This window comes from Pelagibacterium mangrovi (genome assembly GCF_036662815.1).
Taxonomy (GTDB): Bacteria; Pseudomonadota; Alphaproteobacteria; order Rhizobiales; family Devosiaceae; genus Pelagibacterium; species Pelagibacterium mangrovi.
Genome location: NZ_JBAFXA010000005.1, coordinates 229,995 through 249,462 on the forward strand (window position 1 = coordinate 229,995; position 19,468 = coordinate 249,462).

Genomic DNA, 19,468 nt, shown 5'->3' on the forward strand with positions numbered 1-19,468 from the left:
AGAGCAGCCGCATAGTGCAAGCCAGAAGGTCCGCGTCAACTCCCCGCGCGCATTGTGTGCTCTTTCGCCAGCATATCCATGACGCTCCCCGCCGCTTCGGGCGGCACGCCCGCCGCCGTCAGCACTTCCACCGCAAAGCTGCCCGGAGCCGGCGCAGGCGCGGTGATGATCGCCCCATCACGCAGCGCCTGTGGCTGGTCCACATAATGCGCAACACCCCGATACCCCGCGGCCGCATCGAGATACCCGCGCCCGTTCGAAGTATGCCGCACCCCATCGAGCAGCCCCGCCCGCGCCAGCGCCAGCGTCCCCCCGCAAATCCCGGCGATCACGCATCCATTCTCCCGCGCCCGCCGCAGCCGGTCGGAAAGGTCAGGCGGATTGTCGCCCTCGAACGCCGATCCACCGCACACCACCACCACGCCCTCGTCCGGCGCTTCGAACCGCTCCAGATCCTGCGTCGTGATTCCCCCAACCGATGTCACCGCCCCGCCATCGGCGCTCGCAAATCGTATGTCCGCTTCGAAAAACGCCCTGCCGGTCCCCGCCAGCACGGCGATTTCCCAATCCGAATACCCTTGCGTCAAAACGATAATTATCGCGCTCATCACGCTCTCCTTTGTCATCGGTTCGGGCGCGACCCTACCGGATCGCCCTGACACGCCATGTCAGCATCCACCCGCTTGACGCTCACGCGGCGATAGAGTTCCTTTCCGTCCATGACTCAATTGCGCCAATCCGAACTCCGCGTCGCCGCCGAACTCGCCCGCCACAAGCTGTCCGGGCAGGTCACCGTCCTCGATCAGCTCGCCACCACCGCGCAAATGGCCGCCGAGGCGCTGGGCATCGAAGTGGGCCGCATCGTCAAATCCCTGCTCTTTGTCGCCGAGGAAACCGGCACCCCCATCATGGTGCTGGTATCGGGCGCCAACCGCGTCCACGAAAAACGCACCGGCCGCCAGATCGGCGCCAAACTCGGCCGCGCCGATGCCGACCTCGTGCGCGAGGCCACTGGCTTTGCCATCGGCGGCGTGTCGCCCTTCGGTCATCTGCGCGAGATACCCATCTATATGGACGACGATCTCTTCGCTTTCGAAACGATCTGGGCCGCGGCAGGGAACGCACGCTCGGTGTTCGAGATTACGCCTTCCGACCTCGCCCGCACCACCGGCGCGGTCCGTATTTCAGTCACCTGATTCCTTGGGAGCTCAAATGGTCTATCTCACCCTTTTTGCCGGCCTCGTCCTCCTCGTGGCCGGTGGCGAAGGTTTTGTGCGCGGCTCGGTCGCCATAGCCCGTCGCCTGGGCATGTCCTCGCTCCTCATCGGGTTGACGCTCGTCGGCTTCGGCACCTCGCTCCCCGAGCTGGTCACCTCCGTTCAGGCCGCCCTCGATGGGGCTCCCGGCATTGCCGTGGGCAATGTGGTGGGCTCCAACATCGCCAACATCCTCTTGATCCTGGGCATCACGGCGCTGATCTATCCGATCCTCGTGGACAAGGCCGTCCTGCGCCGCGACGGGCTGGTCCTGGTTATCGCCGCCCTTGCCGCGCTCGCCATCGTCATGATCGGCAATCTGGGCCGCATCGCCGGCGTGGTCCTCATCGCGATGCTGATCGCCTATGTCATCTACAGCTATTTCGCCGACCGCAAGGCCCAGGCCTCGCCGGGCGCCGAGGCCGAAGTCGAAGCCACCGGCGGCCACCAACCGATGCCCGTCTCGATCCTGTTCGTCGTCGCCGGCCTGGCCCTCACCATCTTCGGCGCCCGTCTTCTGGTTTCCAGCGCCGTTGAAATCGCCACCGCGCTCGGCGTTTCCGAAACCATCATCGGTTTGACGGTCGTCGCGGTGGGCACCTCGCTCCCCGAACTGGTCACCTCGGTCATCGCCGCCGTCCGGCGCCATACCGATCTGGCTCTGGGCAATATTCTTGGCTCCAACATTTTCAACGTGCTGTTCATCCTCGGTGCCACCGCCCTCGTCCAGCCCATCCCGGTTCCCCCGGAAATCGCCCGCCTCGACATCTGGGTCATGCTCGGCGCCACGGCCCTTCTTCTCGCCTTCGCCTATACGGGCCGCGAAATCGTCCGCTGGGAAGGCATCGCCTTCCTCATCGCCTATATCGCCTATGTCGGCTGGCTGGCTATCGGCGCATAAACGCTGCACATTGCGAAGATATAGAAACCCCTGCCGTAACGCTTCCGCCCCCTTCTCCCCTTGAGGGAGAAGGTGCCCCGAAGGGGCGGATGAAGGGTGCGCCGAGCTAACGCCACACACAACCGCCAGAACCTTCCCCCACCCCTCCACCTCGTCGTCTTCGGGCTCGACCCGGAGACCCGCAAGGCTCCGACAATCTCAGTAGAAATGTGTTCCCCAGCCCGTCCCGGTTATCCCGGCAGAGCTCCGGCTCATGCCCCGAGTCCGCCCCCTCAGCCGCTCACCCCCCGAACGGATCGACGAACCTCCAATCCCCAAACCGGTTCCGAAACCACGTCGATTGCCGCTTGGCATATTGCCGCGTCGCCGTAACTGCCTTCTCCACCGCCTCCTCGCGCGTCATCACTCCCGAGAGCATGTCGGCAATCTCCCCCACCCCGATCGCCTTCATCGCCGGCAGCGACGGATCGAGTCCGAGCGTCAACAGCGCCTCCACCTCTTCGACCGCCCCCGCCTCCATCATGGCCGCGAACCGCTCCCCGATGCGCCGGCGCAGCAACCCCCGCTCGGGCATGAGCACGATCCTCTCCACCTCATATCCCGCCAGCAGCCCCGGCCCGGTGCTTTGCGCAAATTCGCTCAGCGGCCTCCCCGTCGCCATCAGCACCGACAGCGCCCGCACCACCCGCTGCGGATCGGCCACCTTGATCCGCCTCGCCGTTTCCGGGTCCCGCTCCGCCAGCAATGCCATCCGCCCGTCCGCATCGAGCCCTTGAATCAAAGCTTCAGCTTGAGCGACGAACTCTGCCCCGACCGCCGGAACATCGGCGAATCCCTTGGTCAGCGCATCGAAGTAAAGCCCTGTCCCGCCAACGAAAATCAGCTCCTGATTCTCTTTCTCAGCGTCTTGAATCTGTTTCTCAACATCGGCCAGCCACGCCCCCGTAGAATACCGGACCGATGGGGGCACATGCCCGAACATCTCATGCCGTGCCGCCGCCAATTCCTCCGCGTTGGGCCGCGCCGTCAGTCGGTCCAGCACGCCATAGACCTGCATGGAATCCGCATTGACGATGCGCGCGCCGCTTTTTTGCGCCCTCTCCACCGCCAGCGCCGTCTTGCCGCTCGCCGTGGGACCCGCTATCAACACCGCTCGCTTCTTGTCCGTTTCAACCATGGCCTGGCCCGATGTCCGTTCTCGTCCTGATCGCCAATCCTGCCCAAGCCGCGCTGTCCAATGCGCTTGTCGAGGCCGTGCAACGGCAAACCCATGGCGAAATCAACTGGCTCGCGCAAGGCATAGCCTGCGAGATCGTTGGTCCTCGCGCCGGCAATCCGGTCGAAATGGCCCGCGATGTCCTTGATGGCCACCCCATCGACGCCGCCCTCGTCCCCGCCGCCAACCGCAAGAAGCAGCTCCTCGTCGCCGACATGGATTCCACCATGATCGAGCAGGAATGCATCGACGAACTCGCCGACGCCCTCGATCTCAAGCCCCAGGTCGCCGAAATCACCGAACGCGCCATGCGCGGCGAGCTCGATTTCGAAGCCGCGCTCGATACCCGCGTCGCCCTGCTCAAGGGCCTCGAGCGCAAAATGGTCGAAGCCATCCGCCGCGAGCGGATTACACTCGCCCCCGGCGGCCGCGCCCTCGTCCAGACCATGAAGGCCTATGGCGCCTATACCTCCCTCGTCTCGGGCGGTTTCACCCTGTTCGCCGAACATTTTGCCAAGCGCATCGGCTTTGACGAATTTGTCGCCAACGTCCTCGTCTTCGACGAGGCCGACACCCTCACGGGCACCGTCGAAAAGCCCATCGTCGACAAGACCACGAAGCGCAACCGCCTGATGGCGCTCACTGCCGAAAAGCACCTCACCACCGCCCAGACCATGGCCGTGGGCGACGGTGCCAACGACCTCGACATGCTGCAGGCCGCCGGCCTCGGCGTCGCGATCCACGCCAAGCCCATCGTCGCCGAACAGGCAGCAGTCCGCATCGACCACGGCGATCTGACAGCTCTCCTCTACCTCCAGGGCTATTCCGAAGACGAAATCGTTAGATGAAGCTCCAAACGGAGCGCCTCGTCCTGCGCCCCTGGCAGGAGCGTGACCGCGAGCCCTTCGCCGCAATCGTCGGCGATCCGCACGTCATGCGTTTTTACACATCCACGCGCGACCGCGCCGCTTCCGATGCCTGGATCGACAGGATGATCGCCAACCTTTCGGAAGGCAGCTCCGCCTTTCTTGCCGCCGAGCGAAAATCCGATGGCGCGCTGCTGGGCCTGATCGGCACCGGACGCATCGACATGCCCCTGCGCGGCAACCCGCCCGAGGAAATCGGCTGGGTTCTCGGCCGTCCCTATTGGGGCCAGGGCTACGCCCCCGAAGGCGCCGCCGCCCACATCGCCCACGCCTGGCAACGCGGCCTGCCCGAACTCGTCGCCTTCACTGCCGAAATCAATACGCCCTCCCAACGCGTCATGGAAAAACTCGGCATGACGCGCGACCCGCAGGGCGATTTCCTCCATCCGCGCATCGAGGAAGGCCACAGGCTCCGCCCGCACGTCCTCTACCGCCTCGCCAACCCGCATCTCTCCTGACAGGCCCTGTCAAGACACCCGGCTACTCTCTTCCCATCGAACAAGGAGATTGGCCATGACCACCCTCAAAGGCAGTTGCCACTGCGGCGCGACCAAATTCGAGGTCGATTTCACGCCGCAAACCGCCACCCGCTGCAATTGCAGCTTCTGCACCAAGCGCGGCGCGCTCTGGGCCTATTGCGAGCCCGACCAGTTCCGCCTGCTCACCCCCATGCGCAACGCGCGGCAATATTCCCCCACCACGCCCGAGAACCGGCATTATTTCTGCCCGACCTGCGGCTGCACCACCTATTCGGACAACCCCGACTATTCCGATTTCGCCTCCGGCGATTGGGAAGCCGCCCAGGCCAGTTTCGACCCCACCAGACGCCGCATCTCGATCAACCTCTGGGTCCTCGACGATTTCGACGTCGAAGCTCTCCCCATCGAACACCTCGACGGCCGCAACCAGTGGTAAGGGCCGGCAACGCGCCCTAAACCCGCACGATCGACAGCAGCACCAGCCCAGCCGCCGCCATCACCAGCGCGCCCATGCGAAGCTGTCCGGCGGGCATGGCGAGCACCTGCGCGATCATGCGCTTCATCTGCTCGGGAAACGCCGCATAAAGCAGCCCTTCGATAAACACCGCCAAAGCCAGCGCGGCAAACAGGTCGCTCAACTTGAAATTCCTCTGTCAAAACGAAAAAGGCGCGCCCGGCAAGGCGCGCCTTCTGTTCATGGTGCGAGCCTCTTACTGGGCAGGCGCAGGCGCCTCTTCAACCGGCGCTTCGGGGGCTGCTTCACCCTCCGGAGTCACCTCGGTCGCCGGCGTTTCGCCCTCGGGCAGCACTTCGGTTCCCAGGTTTTCGGTCTCGATCAGCGTCTCGAGATTTTGAACCTCGGTTTCCAGATCGGTATTTTCTTCGCCCGAAACCAGCGCGTCCGTGGCCAGCAGGTCGTCGATTTCAGTCGCGTCGACCGGCTGCTCGGTCGGCCCCTGCACCCCGATATCGATCGGAGTTGCTGTCGGCGCCGAAAACTCCGGCAGCTCCCCGTTCGAACCGAAATAGCTGAAGAAGGCCGAATTGGGCGAGAGCACCATGGTGGTGTTCCCATCCGTCAGCGCCCCACGATAGGCTTCCATCGAACGGTAGAAACGGAAGAACGACTCGTCCTGCGAGAAGGCCTCGGCAAACAGCCGGTTCTGCTCGGCGTCACCCTCGCCTCGGATGATTTCCGAGTCGCGGTTGGCCGCCGAAACGACCTCGACCGCCTGACGGTCGGCGATCGCCCGCAGGATTTGCGCCTGCTCCTGGCCGCGTGCCCGGATCAACGCCGCTTCAGCGTTACGTTCAGCCTGCATGCGCTCATAGGTCTGCTGGCTGACTTCCGGCGTGAGGTCTGTGACCAGCACCCGCACGTCGACAACCTCGACCCCCAGTTCCACCATGTCGGCGGCCACCAGGTCCCGCGCCTCACGCATCATTTCGTTGCGCTGCTCGGAGAGCGCCGCATCGAATTCGCGCAGACCGTAAACCGCACGCAGTGCCGATTCCAGACGCGTGGAGATACGCTGCTCGGCAAGCTGCAAGCTGCCCAGCACCGATTGCCGGAACCGGATCGGATCGGCGATGCGATAGGTGATGAAAGCGTCCACGATATAGAACTGGCCGCCCGAAACCTGAAGCCGGATACGCTCCAGATCGTAGCGCAGCAGGCGCTTGTCGATATACTGCACCGTCTCGACGAAATCGGTCGGGATCTTGAAGTAAAGCCCCGGCTCCTGGATTTCGCGCGTGATCTCGCCGAAGCGCATGACGATCGCCTGTTCGCGTTCGTTGACCACGAAGATCGAGGAGAGCAGCACGTAGCCGGCGATGACCAGCGCGATGATTGCGATAACGAGCCTGTTCATCACTGGTTACCTCCCGAAGACGGGTTGGCCGACGGCGTGGGTCGCAATTCCGGCAGCGGCAGATAGGGGATCACCCCCTGTCCCTGCTCTCCGCCTTCGAGAAGCACCTTGTTGGTGCCGCCCAGCACTTCCTGCATGGTTTCGAGGAAGATGCGCTGACGGGTGACTTCGGGCGCATTGCGGTATTCGTTGTAGATGGCGACGAAGCGTGCCGCCTGACCCTGGGCTTCGTTGACGACGCGGTCGCGATAGGCGGCTGCCTCTTCGCGAATCGCCGCCGCCTGGCCTCGGGCGCTGCCGAGCAGGGTATTGGCATATTGCCGCGCTTCTTCCTGGAAGCGGTCTTCGTCCTGCAGCGCGCGCTGCACTTCGTCGAACGCATCGGCAACTTCGGCCGGCGGTGCAACGTTTTCGATCGAGATGTTCGAAATCGTCACGCCAACCCCGTAGCTGTCGAGGATGGATTGGGTGATCTGCTGCACTTCGAGCGCGATGCCGGTACGGTCGTCACGGAACACGTCCTGCGCCGTGCGGCGCCCCACCACTTCGCGCATCGCGCTTTCGGCAGCCTGGCGCACCATTTCGTCGGGGTCGCGGACCTCGAACAGATAAAGGCGCGGATCGGCGATCCGCCACAGGATCGAAAAGCTCATGTTGACGATGTTCTGGTCGCCCGAAAGCATCAGCCCATCTGCACGCCCATCGTTGGCGTTGCCCGCTCTGGTGTTGGTCCCGACGCGGGTCTGGTTTTCCGTGGTCGAGGCGCGTTCGACGCGTTCGAGCGGCCACCAATGGAAATGCAGGCCCGGATTGGAGAACTCGTCCTTGGGTTCCCCGAACAGCAGCTCCACGCCCACTTCGTTGGGCGCGATGGTGTAGATCGACTGGCTGGCCCAGAAGATCAGCCCCGCCGCGATGACGCCGATGACGATCCACCGCCCGCCGCCGGGAATGTTCGCCCCGCCGCCGAATTGCTGGCGCCCACGGGCGAGAATGTCTTCGAGATTGGGAGTATTCCCACCGCTGGGCCGACGTGGCCCACCGCCACCTCCCCCGCCCGGCGCCTGGCCCCACGGGCCGCCGCTGCGGCTCCGGCGGCCGCCCCTATTGTCTTCCCACGGCATTTGGTCCCTTTCGGTTGTCGTGAAAACGCTTTTTGTGCCCAGAGCGGTTTCGGCTCGAAACCGCGACCACTTATGTCTCGGTTTTATATAGGGAAGCGCGACGGAGGGATCAATCGAAACCGGGCGCGGCATTGCCGCGCTTACGCTATGGTGAACGCCGGCGCGCCCGCACATGCAGAAAGATCGGAGCCACGCGCGTGTCCGCGACGACAGGTTCGCTCCGCGCGACCGCCTCCGAAGCCCTGGGTTCCCCGAACGCCTCGATGGTCAGCCCTGCCCCCACGATCATCGACACCCAGTTCGTCAGCGTGCGGTGAAAGCGCGGCACCGAAAACGGTTCGAGCGTGTCGCGCTCCTCTTTGGGGATCGACGAAAATATCCACCGGTCGATCGTCCCGTCGGTTTCCTCGAAATAATCGGCCACTTCCACCGCCACGACGTCCCCCTCCGCATTGCGGACATTCCGGCGCCTGGGCGGCACAAAGCATGGATGCAGGATCGAAAACTGCAAAAAACCGCCCGGCTTGAGAACGCGCGCCACGCCCCGGAGAACCTTTTGCTGGTCGGCCATGTCCATCAGCGACATGAACGCCGTAACGAAGTCGAAACTTTCGGCCTCAAACGGCAGGTCCTCGCCGTCACCGACCATATATTCGATCCCCATCGGGTCTTCGGCCTCGGTTTGCCGGGCATGGGCGATGAAGGTCGGCGCCACGTCCAGTCCCGTCATCCGGGCGCCCCGGCGCGCCACCGTGCGCGTGTTGGTCCCTTCCCCGCACCCCAGATCGAGCCCCGCCAGCCCCTCTACGGCCGGCAGCATCTCCATAAAAGCCGGAGTGTTGAGCGCATCGCGATATCTGTCATAGCCGGCCCGCGAATAGATCGTCCAATTCTCGGCATTGCTCTCCCAATGGCGCGCGACTTCTTTGGTATCCATATCCCGTCCCCGTACCGCTCCCCTGTCAGCACCACCACCATCGACGACCTTATTGCGATACCGCCTCAGCGCCGCTCGTAAACCCTCACCACGAACCCTGCGCTATCCTTTTCCCCCGGCACCACGTCCGGCAAATCGCGCCCGTCCCACACCGCCGGATCGATCTCGGGAAAAAACGTATCGCCCTCGGGTTCGGCATCCACATGCGTGATATAGAGCCGGTCCGCCTTCTCCATCGCCGCGCGGTAGATTTCCGCCCCGCCATTAATGAAAATCTCGTCCACCCCATCGCGCTCGGCAATCTGTTTGCCCCGCGCTATGGCCGCGTCCAGATCGGAGAAAACCTCGGCCCCCTCGGGCGCATAGCCGCCCTGCCGCGTCACCACGATATTGGTGCGCCCCGGCAGTGGCTTGCCGATGGATTCGAAAGTCTTGCGCCCCACGATCAGCGGCTTGCCCATTGTCGTGTGCTTGTAGAACGCGAAATCGGACGGCAGCCGCCAGGGCAGCTTGCCATCGGACCCGATGGCGCCATTCCGCCCCACCGCCGCGATCATCGCAATCCTTGCCATTATTTCTCCTCCGCCAGCGCGTCGAGTTCGGCCCCGCTCACCCGGCACACCGTCCATTCGTCGTGCATCACCGCACCCTGCGCCTTATAGAATTTGATCGCCGGTTCGTTCCAGTTGAGCACCCACCAGCTCAGCCGCCCCAGCCCTTCGTCCCGGCATCGCCGCGCCAGATGCCGCAGCAGCGCCTTGCCGATCCCGTTGCCGCGCACGCCCGGTTCCACATAAAGGTCTTCCAGCCAGATCCCGTGCCGACCCTGAAAGGTCGAGAACGTATAGAACCACAGCGCGAACCCCACCGGCTTGCCATCATATTCGGCGATCTCGCAAAACACCTTCGGCTCGGGCCCGAACAGATGCTTTTCGATATCGACCTCGGTCGCGCTCACCTCGTCGTTGAGCTTTTCATATTCAGCCAGCTTGATGATGAATTCGAGCACCAGCCCGGCGTCTGTTGGGCCGGCTCGGCGGATTATGAGGGGCATTGCTCTACTCTATCGTGGTCGACCCTCGAACCCTTTCCGATTCCACCTTGAAAAACAAACGCGAACTCCCCCCACGCGCCGCTACCAATGCCCCTCCACCATTGTCAGCTCGCACCCCAGCGCTGCCTCCAGCCGTTCCAGATCGCCATCGCCCGGCACCGCATCCCGGCGCTCGATGACCAGCCCGAACCGCCCGAAGGCCATGGGCCAGCGATAAGCCAATTGATCCACCGACGCGGTCTTCCCGCAACACGGCAGGGCAAAGGCTTTCAACTGAAATCCGGTCTCGCCTTCATCCGGCAAGGAGCTCTTGGAAGTGGCGACATAGTCGGCGCTCATCATGTCTCCCCACCGGGAATCATCGATTTCCGCGCCGCAATGCGGGCACAGCACGCCGCTGAAATTTTCGCCGCAATCGAAAAGCTCGATGCCGCGATGACGGACAACCCGCACCGCCCCGGCGGCGGTCGCCTCAAGCAAGGCCACGCCGGCTTCAATTCGCTCGGGGGCGGGAACAAAGCCAGTTGGACGTGGAACGAGCGCTACCGAGCCGGTCGACATGAAGCCACCTCACCCCGCCCGATCACTCATCGGGCCTGCGCACCAGGAACAACACCTCGATATCCTCCCACGGGACGAAGTCCTCGTGAACCATTTCGAACGTGGTCGGCCCCGTCTTGGTCACGCCCTCGCCGCAGAACGACACGAGATTGTCCGGATCGCCCTTGTCCACCACCAGCCGGAACGTGCCGATCGAATTGGCCCAATTGGCGCCGCTCGACAGCACGTATTCGAGCCAGGTTTCCGTATAGGGTGCCGACCACAAATCGTTGGGATCGGTCAGATTGCGCTCGACCGCCGCGACGAAACTGTCATCGAGGCAATAGCGGGTCTCGTAAGCTCCGCGCGTCGAATAGTCCTCGTCATCGTCCAGAAACGTCGTCGCCACGGTGCCGCCCAGCCCGGGCGTATAGCGATGTTCCACCGTCACTGTTTCCCCGGCCGGAAACACCGCATCCCACACATAGGCCGATTTCAGCGTCCAGGCCGGATAGTAATAGGCATTGTCGCCCTCCCCGCCCCAATTGACCACCGCGCCGATATGTTCGAGATGGGCCAGATCGTCGGCGTCGAGCGCGTTGAGCGCTGCATCGGTCCCGATCGCCTGCGGCGTCAGCGGAATGTCGAGCCTGGTGAGGTCCTTGGTGCGGTCGACGCCCAGGACGAACGCCGATTGGTGCAATTGCGCGTCCACCGGCTCGCCGTCGAACAGGGTGGAAAATCCAAAGATGTTGTCCGGATCGTCAGTCGGATATCCCTGGTCCGAATAGAAATCGGATTGCATGTCGGGCATGGGAAACGCGACCATCACGCTCTGGTCGCTATCGGTCAGGTTCTCGAACCGATAGACCACCCGAACTTCCTCCATTGACAGATAGAGGTCCTCGGAAACCATCCGCACATTGTGGTTCTGGACGAACTCCAGACCGCCCACGCCGATCGTCGCCGTCGTATCGTTGGCCCAGACCGGGGCAGCCAGCCCCGCCGCTATCGCAACTGCCGCCCTCAGCCTCATACCGCCACCGGTGCCTTGATGTGAGGTTCTGGATCGTAATCCACGATCTCGAAATCCTCGAACTCGAAATCGAAGATCGAGCTCCGCTTGGTCCTGATCTCCAGCCGCGGCAGCGCCTTGGGTGTGCGCGCCAATTGCGTCTGCGCCTGCTCGAAATGATTGTGGTAGATATGCGCGTCCCCGAAGGTGTGGACGAAATCGCCCACCTCCAGCCCCGTCACCTCCGCCATCATATGCGTCAGCAGCGCATAGGAGGCGATGTTGAACGGCACGCCGAGGAAAATGTCCGCCGAACGCTGGTAGAGCTGGCACGACAATTTGCCATCGGCCACGTAGAACTGGAACAGGCAGTGGCATGGCGGCAGCGCCATCTCATCCACTTCCGCCGGGTTCCAGGCCGAAACGATGTGCCGCCGCGAATCGGGCTTGGTCTTGATCTGGCTGACGAGATTGGAAATCTGGTCGATGTGCCGCCCGTCCGGCGCCGGCCAGCTCCGCCACTGGCTGCCATAGACCGGCCCGAGGTCGCCGTTCTCGTCGGCCCACTCGTCCCAGATCTTCACCCCCCGTTCCTGCAGCCAGCGCACATTTGTGTCCCCGCGCAGAAACCAGAGCAGTTCATAGACGATGGATCGGATATGGAGCTTTTTGGTCGTCAGCAGCGGGAAGCCATCGGCGAGGTCGAACCGCATCTGGTAGCCGAAAACGGAACGCGTGCCGGTGCCGGTCCGGTCGGCCCGGTCGACCCCGTTTTCCATCACGTGACGCATAAGATCGAGATATTGCTTCATGACTCGTTCAATACCGTGATTCTACCCGTTCAATACCCTCAACATTGCACCGCTTCCCACCGATATGTTGAGCCCCCTTTTCATCGCGGCGCAAGGTCCCTATATTGAGCGTGCCGGCAACGGCTATGGCGATAAACTGTCATCGTAATAAACCCATCGGACCCGGGGGCAGTACCCGGCGCCTCCACCAAATTTCCCTCTGGTTTCAGAGGCTTATGGGGGCGAAACAGGATCGACGAGGGCGTAAAAGGTGTTCTTTCGCTCGGCATTGTACCACCGTTATCGGGCTACAATTATAGTTGCCAACGACAACTATGCTGAGGCACGTCTCGCTGCGTAATGCGGCGCGATACCTCGAATTAAAGCCCTGATTCTGTAGCAGGAATCAGGCGGGGTCCGCAGGCACCTGGCAACAGAAGCCTGCATTCCTTTTCCCTTGAAATATCTCGCGAATTGGGGCTGTTATGCCCCTTCAGATTCTGCACTCGGGAGCCGCCATCGATGGCACAGGACCATATCCGCTACGACATTCTGGCCCAGGAAGCCCTGCGCGGCGTCGTCCGGAAAGTCCTCTCCGAAGTCGCCCGCACCGGCCTTCCCGGCGACCATCACTTCTTTATTTCCTTTGTAACTCAAGCCCCTGGCGTCCGCCTGAGCCAAAAGCTGCTCGGCCAGTACGACAAGGAAATGACCATCGTTCTCCAGAACCAGTTCTGGGATCTCAAGGTCACCGAAACCGGCTTCGAAGTCGGCTTGTCCTTTGATGGCATTAACGAAATTCTCTACATCCCCTTCTCGGCCATCAAGGGTTTCTTCGACCCCTCCGTTCAGTTCGGCCTCCAGTTCGAGGTTGCCGAAGCCCAGCCGGGCACCGGCCCCGTGGCGGTCTCCGATGAGGTTGACGATGCACAAGACGCCCCCAATGACGATGACGAACCTGCCCCCGAAGGCGGCGGCGAAAAGGTCGTCAGCCTCGATTCCTTCCGAAAAAAATAAGAACGTTTTCAGTGCGTAAGCGCTCGCTCACCATTGCGGGCCACCGCACGTCAATTGCGCTCGAACCCCAGTTCTGGACCGCGCTCGAAGCCATCGCCGCCGAGCGCGACATGTCCCTGCCCACCCTGATCGCCGAAATCGACGAGCAGCGGCAGGACACGAACCTATCCTCGTCCATCAGAGTTGCGGTATTGGTCTGGTACCAGGCCCGTTCGGAGGCGGCGACAGGTCGAAATTGAATGGCGGAGCGTCGAAGACGGTCACCGAAGGGCTCGGCGAGGTAAGGGGCGAGGACGGCGCGGCGGCCGGACCACTCAATTGCTGTTCGATCTCTTCAAGCCGCTGCTGTTCGGCTTCCAGCCGCAGGCGCTCGGCTTCTTCCTGCTGTTGCTGCAACAGCAATTCAGCCTGCCGCCGCGCCTCTTCCTCCATCAGCCGTGCCTGCTCTTCGGCCGCCGCCCGCTGCCGCGCTTCCTGCTCGGCCCGCAGCGCTTCGAGTTCGTCCAACTCGATCTCATAGGCCCGCATCTGAATGGCATCGACCATCGGCCCCAGGTCGAGCGCCCGTTCCGGCGCAAACAGCGTGCCGTCCACACCGACCCCGATCCGCCCGGTGGTTTCGGTGATCAGTCCATTGCCGGTCAACGCCCGGGTCAGCGCCAACGTCCAGTTTGCGTCGAGTTCCCCCGTTTCCAGCCCGAGGCTCCCCCCGCCCACCAATCGGGCCCCGTCGCCATCGATAGCGATATTGGAAATGCGCGCATTTCCGCCGATCAGGCTCACCAACCCGCCGGCATCGTCGGCAAGGAACGGTCCGGAATCGAGCGCCGTCGCCACCAGTGTTTCCAGCGCATCGGGCGCGATCTCGACCAGATTGTCCACATCCGCCGCCGCATCGAACGCCGCCGGTGACAAACCCTCGATCCGCACATCGGAAACCGAAAAGCTCCCCTCGCCATTGAGCGAAGCAGCCAGCGCGCGATAGCTGTCGCCGCTGCCCTGGAACTGGGTCCCCAGCGTCAACGTCCCGCCCAGCGCATCGGAGGGGCTTTGCGGCAAAATGGCGTCCAGCGCCACCCCGTTGAGCGTCAGCCGCCCGGTAACGCTTTTGTCGGGCAGCGCCGAAGCGCAACACGCCGTTGCGTCGAGCTGCACCGTGCCGCCGCCGAATTCGCCGAACAGTCCCCGCAGCCCCACATCCTCTTCGCTCCAGGCATAATCGAACGCCAGTGCTTCGATCAGCCGCTGCTCGCCAGCCATCAACACCGGCGCCGTCACCGCGATCCGTCCCCGCGTCGCGCGCGGAGCGCCGCCAAGGTCGATCGGCCCATCCGGCCAAAGGCCGTCAGAAAGATTGAGCACGCCCGCCGGCCCCGCCAGCATGGCCGCCAGCGTTTCCACATCGACAGCATCCAAAGCCAGCGATCCGTTGACCAGAGCGGCGTTCCGCTGCGCCGAAAACGTCAGCTCACCTTGCACCGACCTGTCCCCGGCAAAGGCCGTGATCTCGGACAGCCGCACGCTTTCCGAACCCACAAAGCCGATATCGGCCTGCCCTTCCAGCGCGGGAAACCACACTCCCTGCGCCCCGGCCAATTCGGCCAGCGCCGCGCCGTCGGCAAACAGAAACGAGGTCTGCCCCTGCCCCCGGATCGAAGCGAGATCGGAAAGCACCAGCGTTCCCGAAAAATCGATCCGCTCCCCGCCGCCTTCAAGCGAAAGCTCGGCCTCCATATTGCCGCGCGGATTTCCATCCAGCCGCACGCTGGCAATGGCTCCGTCGGTTCCCGGTATCAACGGCGCGAGCCCCACCTGTTCGAGCATCGCCGCACCGCTATCGGCTGCCGCCTCGATCGAGATGCCCAGATTTTCGCGCCCGAGCCCCGCAATCCCGCCGGTCATTTCCAGCCCCACGGAAATTTCCGCCGCCCCGGCCATACCCGCGAGCGACATGGATTGCATGCCATCGCGCCCCGGAGACTCCAGCGCAAGCGCCAATTGCGCCGGCAAACTTCCCATAATCGCCTGCCGCACCGGATTTCCCGCCTGGGCGGTGCCGAACACCGCGTCGAGCGCCCGCGCACCGGCGGCAACGTCGAGATCGCCATTGGCGACGACAACCGGCGCCGCCATCGTGCCCGATAGCGCCCCATTCCCTGAAAAACCTATGCCTCCGAAGGATTGAACGTCGAGATCTTCGACCGTCACTCCCGCACCATTCCATGCCGAGCGCAGCGAAAGCCCGCTCACCGCCTGCCCGCCAAGCTGCGCGGCTTCCAAATCGATATCGAGCCGGCCTTCGGGAAAGCTCAATCCAAAGGCACCCGAAGGTTCGATCGGCGGCAACAGCGCACGAAACGCCGCGCTCTGCCGGCCATTGAGCGCCGAAAGGTTCGCTGCGAGCTCAAGCGAGGGCGCCTCGCCAAAGCGCATGGTGCCCGAAACCGTATGTGCCGTATCGTCGACGACGAGAATTCCGTTTTCCAGCCGCAACCGGTCGTTGACCAATTGCACATTGCTGTTGAGCGAACCCGAAATCCCGAACAGCGGGTTGCCCTCCTCCGGCCGCGACCAAAGCAGCGACAGCGCGTCGAGCCGCGAGGATGCCATCGCCAGCGTACCTTCGAACGCCGGCCATCCCGCCCCACGGCCCAGCGATCCGGTGAGCTTGAGCGTCGTATCGCCCGCCAGCCGACCGGAAAATTCCTCGATGGCCCAGAGTTCGCCATCGCTCGAAGCGTCGAGGCTGACATCACGCACCGAAATGCCGCGTACCACGAGTTCGTTGATCGACATATCGATCCGCCCCGGTAGTGGCGGGATCACCGGCTCTGGCATGCCGCGCAGCAGTCTGACAATCTCGAACGGCTGCGCGCCCTCATCGGCCAGCGAATTGGCCTGCAGCGTCACAACGCCCCCCGAGACGGTGGCATCGAAGGCCGGTTCGGCGCCCAGCGTCACCGCTGCCTCGCCCGTCAGGCGCGTCGCTGTCTGGTTTTCATCGGGAAGCAGCGTGAATTCCTCGAGCCGGATCGAATTGGTATCGGCGGTTATGGGGCTGCTCAGCACCAGCGCGCCAACCGCCGCATCGCCCTGCGTCAAGGGAGCCTGACGATAGGTCAATGCCCCCGTCAGCCGCGGGACATCTCCGGTTTCCACAAGCCCATCGACCGCAACCGAAAACCGCCCATCCAGCGGCCGCACGAAGCCGTTGATCTGCATGTCCCCATCCGCATTGATGGTCGACGTCCCGACCCGAACGGCATAGCGGGTCCCTTCATGGCTGGCCTGCCCCTCCAGCGCGAACGGGCCGCGAATGGCGGTGAGCTGCATGTCGCCGGTAAATCCCTGCGCCTCCCAGGCTTCTCCGCTGCGCATGTCGGTCAGGCGCAGAGTGCCGTCGTCGAAGCGCGCATTGGCGATTGAGACGTTGGACACCGTCGGGTCCTGCGCCAGCGCGATTGGCGTTTGCAGTTCGCCGTCCTCGCCGATCACCAGATTGAGTTCGGGTTCGGTCAGCCGCAACTGGGTGACGGTGAACCGGTCGCGCAGGAAATCCATCAGCGAGAAATCGGCCTCGACCAGCCGCGCCGCGCCCACCGGCGCATCGGCGGGCCCCAGCCGGGCATTCTCGAAATGCAGGCGCGGCTGGGGCAACAGGGTGAATTCCATGTCCCCGGCGATTTCGACTTCGATCCCCAGCGCTTCGGCCGCCATCTGCTCCATCCGGGGCTTATAGGCGTTCCAGTCGATAAACCACGGAATGACGAAAGCCCCACCCATAATGAGGATCGCGATCAACCCGATGGCAATGTAGATGCGGTTGGCCAAAGCCCGGAGAACCCTTGCGTTGAATACCGATGTGTCGAGATTCAGGTGAGGACGCGGCGAAAATGGTGGCTTTCGAGAACCGGAACGGAGCGTACTTTGAGTACGTGAGTACCGGAAGCGCAGAAAGAAGCCATTTGCAGCCCGCCATCACCTGAAGCTGGGCATATCCGTGCGAACATTAGGCATAACAATCCACCGCGTCACCCGGCTTAACCATTGTGGCGGCGAGATTTTCACATCCTGACCAAGAAAAAGGGCCGGGCTTTGGCCCGACCCCTTTTTTCCGTGTCCTATGGAAACGGAAGTTTATTCGACAGTGCCGATCGACCAGAAATTGGTCTCACCCGAGCTGTCGTCCACGCCGTCATTGTCGGTGACGACCCAGCCTTCGCCGGCGGCATCGATGGCAAAGCCTTCGACCTTGTCGAGCACATAGCCGTTGAGCGCCAGAAGGTCCGGAATGAAGTCGCGGACTTCTTCCTTGCTGACCACCGGCAGGTCCGAACCGAGCTCGGCCCCGACCAGTTCGGCGACCGGCACGCGGTAGAGCTTCTTGAGCTGCGCATTGGCAGCGATCTGGTTGTCACGCTCGACGATATAAGCGTAGTCGCCGTGGATGGTGATTTCCGACAGGCCAACCCAGGCACCTTCGGCCGGGGCTTCGAGCGGATAGTGCACCGCACCCCATTCGCCGGTCGAGGGCTGGTATGAAACCAGCTTCACCATGCCTTCGGGATCGTCGCCCCATTCGCGCTGGATCGCGATCCAGAGCACCATATCGTCACCTTCGCCGATGGCGGAAACGCCTTCGGACGCGGAGCGGGTTTGGTTGGCCAGAAGCGCTTCGGGGAACATCACTTCCTCGACGATCGCACCCTCGGCATCGACGTGGTAGAGAGCGTGCGGGATTTCTTCCTCGCTGTCGCCTTCCGACGCCAGCCAGAATCCGCCTTCACCATCGAGCGCGATGCCTTCGAGATCGAGTGCCTCGGCAGCGGCGCCGTCACGGGTCACGAGACGCGCTTCGGTGATCATCGCCGGGGTCTGCGTCGCGTCGATCGTATAGATCGTGGGCATGATCGAGAAGAAGGAGTCGGACACGGCATAGAGCTTGCCGGCTTCTTCCGCATCGGCCACAAGGCCCGAAAGGGCGGCCCAGCCGATCGGCGTGCCATCGTCGTTCATGGCCGACATGATCTGCGGATAATCAGGCGCTTCCACGTCCTGACGCTCGAAGATCATGACGTGCGCGGGAGCGCCGCCATCGGCGGAAACGTCGGTTTCGTTGGCGGTGACATAGAGGTTGCGCGCAGGGATCGCCAGCGCACCTTCAGGCCCGATGCCCGAGGGGAGCGACTGGATGTATTCCGGCTCGGCGCCCGTATCGCGGTAGATTGCGACCAGCGAAGCGCGTTCCTGGTTGACGAAGATCAGCGTTTCGTCTTCCCAGAAGCCCACTTCCATGCCTTCGGGCTCGATGCCCTTGGCATCCGAACGCCCTTCGGGATAATGGCCGAGCTGCGCGGAAATGTACTCCATCGACGGGCCGCTCTCGTAAAGCTCGGTGCCGTCCTTGTTGAAGATGGTGAAGCCGCGCGAACCGCCTTCATAGTCGCCTTCATTGGCGATGACGAACCGGTCGTCGTCCAGCCACTGGATGGCATCGGGCTCACGCAGCGCGCCCTCGATGCTGTCGGTGAAGGAGAGCTGGCCGTCTTCCTCGGTGTCGATGCCGGCAAGGTCGGTCGAACCGGCCGAGAAGTGGTTGATCACTTCGCCGCTCGGGCCGTCGATGACGACGATGTAGTTGTTTTCCTGCAGCGTCACGGCAAGTTCGTTGGCGCTGTTGAAATCGGTATATTCGGGCTCGGCGTCTTCACCGGCCACATCGGCAAGCCCGGCCAGTTCGGTCACGCGCAGGGTGCCGCAATCGGGCGTGCCGTCGGTGACGTCAAGGAAGGTGACGTTGCCGCTGGGAAGCTGCGGAATAACGCCGTCGTTGAAGTCTTCGTCACGCTGGTTTTCCATCGAGATGGCGATCAGCGATCCATCGGCATTGCGGGCGATCGCGTCGGGCTGGCCGCCCAGATCGCATTCGGATTCGACTTCAAGCGTCTCGATATCGATAACGGCCAGATAGCCGGTCGGCGCGGTGAAATCCTCGGTGGTGTCGACGCTCACCAGAGCCTTGTTGCCGATCACCGAAACCGAAGTCGGGCCGCCTTCGAGTTCAACGAAGCCACCCGGCTGCGGATTGGCCGGATCGGTGATGTCGATGAACCCGACGCCGCCCAGCAGCGCATTGGAATAAACCAGCGTCATGCCGTCTTCGGTGGCGGTGATGATTTCGGCCGAATTTTCCTCGGCTTCGATATCGGGCGTGTTGAGCGCCACCGGGAAGCTGGCGATGCGGTTGAAATAGGTCTGCGCGCTGGCCGGTACGGCCGCGCTGGCCAGAAGCCCTGTCGCGATGGCGGCAAGCAGAACGGATTTGTTCATGGGGTCCC

General features: G+C 63.2%; 19 protein-coding genes, 1 other RNA gene and 1 pseudogene. 8 read left to right on the forward strand and 13 right to left on the reverse strand.

What is annotated here, in order from left to right:
* Positions 1-35 precede the first annotated feature (35 nt).
* A complete protein-coding gene (locus V4T21_RS10675; RefSeq protein ID WP_332716349.1) occupies positions 36-608 on the reverse strand; it encodes a DJ-1/PfpI family protein in 573 nt (190 codons plus the stop codon).
* 111 nt (positions 609-719) lie between these two features.
* Here V4T21_RS10675 and V4T21_RS10680 point away from each other — a divergent pair, with 111 nt between their 5' ends.
* Both V4T21_RS10680 and V4T21_RS10685 read left to right on the forward strand, forming a co-directional pair.
* Positions 720-1,196, forward strand: a complete 477-nt coding sequence (locus V4T21_RS10680) for a YbaK/EbsC family protein (RefSeq protein ID WP_332716352.1) — start codon at positions 720-722, stop codon at positions 1,194-1,196.
* Between the two features lie 16 nt (positions 1,197-1,212).
* Entirely contained in the window at positions 1,213-2,157 is a 945-nt protein-coding gene (locus V4T21_RS10685) for a calcium/sodium antiporter (RefSeq protein WP_332716355.1), read from the forward strand.
* Between the two features lie 280 nt (positions 2,158-2,437).
* On the opposite strand, the gene miaA is transcribed toward V4T21_RS10685, so the two are convergent.
* Positions 2,438-3,334, reverse strand: coding sequence for a tRNA (adenosine(37)-N6)-dimethylallyltransferase MiaA (gene miaA / locus V4T21_RS10690; protein WP_332716357.1), 897 nt, complete (start codon positions 3,332-3,334; stop codon positions 2,438-2,440).
* 11 nt (positions 3,335-3,345) lie between these two features.
* Between miaA and serB the strand changes: the two genes are divergently transcribed.
* The 3 genes from serB to V4T21_RS10705 are packed head-to-tail and all read left to right on the forward strand — an operon-like array spanning position 3,346 to position 5,214.
* Positions 3,346-4,221 carry a phosphoserine phosphatase SerB gene (serB, locus tag V4T21_RS10695; RefSeq protein ID WP_332716359.1) on the forward strand — a complete coding sequence of 292 codons (876 nt, stop codon included), beginning with the start codon at positions 3,346-3,348 and terminating at the stop codon, positions 4,219-4,221.
* Positions 4,218-4,757, forward strand: a complete 540-nt coding sequence (locus V4T21_RS10700; protein WP_332716360.1) for a GNAT family N-acetyltransferase — start codon at positions 4,218-4,220, stop codon at positions 4,755-4,757. Before serB ends, V4T21_RS10700 begins: the two co-directional genes overlap by 4 nt.
* A gap of 55 nt (positions 4,758-4,812) precedes the next feature.
* Positions 4,813-5,214, forward strand: coding sequence for a GFA family protein (locus V4T21_RS10705; protein ID WP_332716362.1), 402 nt, complete (start codon positions 4,813-4,815; stop codon positions 5,212-5,214).
* Between the two features lie 16 nt (positions 5,215-5,230).
* On the opposite strand, the gene V4T21_RS10710 is transcribed toward V4T21_RS10705, so the two are convergent.
* The 9 genes and pseudogenes from V4T21_RS10710 to V4T21_RS10750 all read right to left on the reverse strand — a co-directional run bounded on the left by V4T21_RS10710 (position 5,231) and on the right by V4T21_RS10750 (position 12,134).
* Complete coding sequence (locus V4T21_RS10710; RefSeq protein ID WP_332716365.1) at positions 5,231-5,416, reverse strand: DUF2065 domain-containing protein; 186 nt, start codon at positions 5,414-5,416, stop codon at positions 5,231-5,233.
* Between the two features lie 336 nt (positions 5,417-5,752).
* A pseudogene (gene hflC / locus V4T21_RS10715) lies at positions 5,753-6,652 on the reverse strand (protease modulator HflC); the annotation flags it as partial.
* Entirely contained in the window at positions 6,652-7,776 is a 1,125-nt protein-coding gene (hflK, locus tag V4T21_RS10720) for an FtsH protease activity modulator HflK (protein ID WP_332716367.1), read from the reverse strand. The pseudogene hflC and the gene hflK, both read right to left, overlap by 1 nt.
* A 145-nt stretch (positions 7,777-7,921) precedes the next feature.
* The gene (locus V4T21_RS10725) at positions 7,922-8,713 is read right to left on the reverse strand and encodes a class I SAM-dependent methyltransferase (protein ID WP_332716369.1); all 792 of its coding nucleotides are present in this window, start codon (positions 8,711-8,713) and stop codon (positions 7,922-7,924) included.
* 65 nt (positions 8,714-8,778) lie between these two features.
* Positions 8,779-9,285 (reverse strand): dihydrofolate reductase, encoded by a 507-nt coding sequence (locus tag V4T21_RS10730; protein WP_332716371.1) that lies wholly within the window; start codon positions 9,283-9,285, stop codon positions 8,779-8,781.
* Positions 9,285-9,767: a GNAT family N-acetyltransferase gene (locus V4T21_RS10735; protein ID WP_332716373.1), complete on the reverse strand. Its 483-nt coding sequence runs from the start codon at positions 9,765-9,767 to the stop codon at positions 9,285-9,287. Before V4T21_RS10735 ends, V4T21_RS10730 begins: the two co-directional genes overlap by 1 nt.
* Positions 9,768-9,848: 81 nt before the next feature.
* Complete coding sequence (locus V4T21_RS10740) at positions 9,849-10,328, reverse strand: hypothetical protein (RefSeq protein WP_332716375.1); 480 nt, start codon at positions 10,326-10,328, stop codon at positions 9,849-9,851.
* Positions 10,329-10,350: 22 nt separating this feature from the next.
* The gene (locus tag V4T21_RS10745; protein WP_332716377.1) at positions 10,351-11,343 is read right to left on the reverse strand and encodes a DUF4424 domain-containing protein; all 993 of its coding nucleotides are present in this window, start codon (positions 11,341-11,343) and stop codon (positions 10,351-10,353) included.
* Entirely contained in the window at positions 11,340-12,134 is a 795-nt protein-coding gene (locus V4T21_RS10750) for a thymidylate synthase (protein ID WP_332716379.1), read from the reverse strand. Before V4T21_RS10750 ends, V4T21_RS10745 begins: the two co-directional genes overlap by 4 nt.
* 73 nt (positions 12,135-12,207) lie before the next feature.
* Here V4T21_RS10750 and ssrA point away from each other — a divergent pair.
* The 3 genes from ssrA to V4T21_RS10765 all read left to right on the forward strand — a co-directional run bounded on the left by ssrA (position 12,208) and on the right by V4T21_RS10765 (position 13,369).
* Positions 12,208-12,561: a transfer-messenger RNA gene (gene ssrA / locus V4T21_RS10755) on the forward strand.
* 74 nt (positions 12,562-12,635) lie between these two features.
* Positions 12,636-13,130, forward strand: a complete 495-nt coding sequence (locus V4T21_RS10760; protein ID WP_332716381.1) for an SspB family protein — start codon at positions 12,636-12,638, stop codon at positions 13,128-13,130.
* A gap of 11 nt (positions 13,131-13,141) precedes the next feature.
* On the forward strand, positions 13,142-13,369 hold the full coding sequence (locus V4T21_RS10765) for a ribbon-helix-helix domain-containing protein (protein WP_332716384.1): 228 nt from the start codon (positions 13,142-13,144) through the stop codon (positions 13,367-13,369).
* On the opposite strand, the gene V4T21_RS10770 is transcribed toward V4T21_RS10765, so the two are convergent.
* On the reverse strand, positions 13,308-16,961 hold the full coding sequence (locus V4T21_RS10770) for an AsmA family protein (protein ID WP_332716387.1): 3,654 nt from the start codon (positions 16,959-16,961) through the stop codon (positions 13,308-13,310). The two genes, V4T21_RS10765 and V4T21_RS10770, sit on opposite strands and share 62 nt — an antisense overlap.
* 306 nt (positions 16,962-17,267) lie before the next feature.
* Positions 17,268-19,460, reverse strand: coding sequence for an esterase-like activity of phytase family protein (locus tag V4T21_RS10775; protein ID WP_332716389.1), 2,193 nt, complete (start codon positions 19,458-19,460; stop codon positions 17,268-17,270).
* Between the last annotated feature and the right edge of the window lie 8 nt (positions 19,461-19,468).

What these genes read in the sequence shown, in the direction of transcription:
- V4T21_RS10675 (WP_332716349.1), bottom strand. Translation starts at nt 608, where the DNA reads ATGAGCGCGATAATTATCGTTTTGACGCAAGGGTATTCGGATTGGGAA.
- V4T21_RS10680 (WP_332716352.1), top strand. Translation starts at nt 720, where the DNA reads ATGACTCAATTGCGCCAATCCGAACTCCGCGTCGCCGCCGAACTCGCC.
- V4T21_RS10685 (WP_332716355.1), top strand. Translation starts at nt 1,213, where the DNA reads ATGGTCTATCTCACCCTTTTTGCCGGCCTCGTCCTCCTCGTGGCCGGT.
- miaA (WP_332716357.1), bottom strand. Translation starts at nt 3,334, where the DNA reads ATGGTTGAAACGGACAAGAAGCGAGCGGTGTTGATAGCGGGTCCCACG.
- serB (WP_332716359.1), top strand. Translation starts at nt 3,346, where the DNA reads ATGTCCGTTCTCGTCCTGATCGCCAATCCTGCCCAAGCCGCGCTGTCC.
- V4T21_RS10700 (WP_332716360.1), top strand. Translation starts at nt 4,218, where the DNA reads ATGAAGCTCCAAACGGAGCGCCTCGTCCTGCGCCCCTGGCAGGAGCGT.
- V4T21_RS10705 (WP_332716362.1), top strand. Translation starts at nt 4,813, where the DNA reads ATGACCACCCTCAAAGGCAGTTGCCACTGCGGCGCGACCAAATTCGAG.
- hflK (WP_332716367.1), bottom strand. Translation starts at nt 7,776, where the DNA reads ATGCCGTGGGAAGACAATAGGGGCGGCCGCCGGAGCCGCAGCGGCGGC.
- V4T21_RS10725 (WP_332716369.1), bottom strand. Translation starts at nt 8,713, where the DNA reads ATGGATACCAAAGAAGTCGCGCGCCATTGGGAGAGCAATGCCGAGAAT.
- V4T21_RS10730 (WP_332716371.1), bottom strand. Translation starts at nt 9,285, where the DNA reads ATGGCAAGGATTGCGATGATCGCGGCGGTGGGGCGGAATGGCGCCATC.
- V4T21_RS10735 (WP_332716373.1), bottom strand. Translation starts at nt 9,767, where the DNA reads ATGCCCCTCATAATCCGCCGAGCCGGCCCAACAGACGCCGGGCTGGTG.
- V4T21_RS10740 (WP_332716375.1), bottom strand. Translation starts at nt 10,328, where the DNA reads ATGTCGACCGGCTCGGTAGCGCTCGTTCCACGTCCAACTGGCTTTGTT.
- V4T21_RS10745 (WP_332716377.1), bottom strand. Translation starts at nt 11,343, where the DNA reads ATGAGGCTGAGGGCGGCAGTTGCGATAGCGGCGGGGCTGGCTGCCCCG.
- V4T21_RS10750 (WP_332716379.1), bottom strand. Translation starts at nt 12,134, where the DNA reads ATGAAGCAATATCTCGATCTTATGCGTCACGTGATGGAAAACGGGGTC.
- V4T21_RS10760 (WP_332716381.1), top strand. Translation starts at nt 12,636, where the DNA reads ATGGCACAGGACCATATCCGCTACGACATTCTGGCCCAGGAAGCCCTG.
- V4T21_RS10775 (WP_332716389.1), bottom strand. Translation starts at nt 19,460, where the DNA reads ATGAACAAATCCGTTCTGCTTGCCGCCATCGCGACAGGGCTTCTGGCC.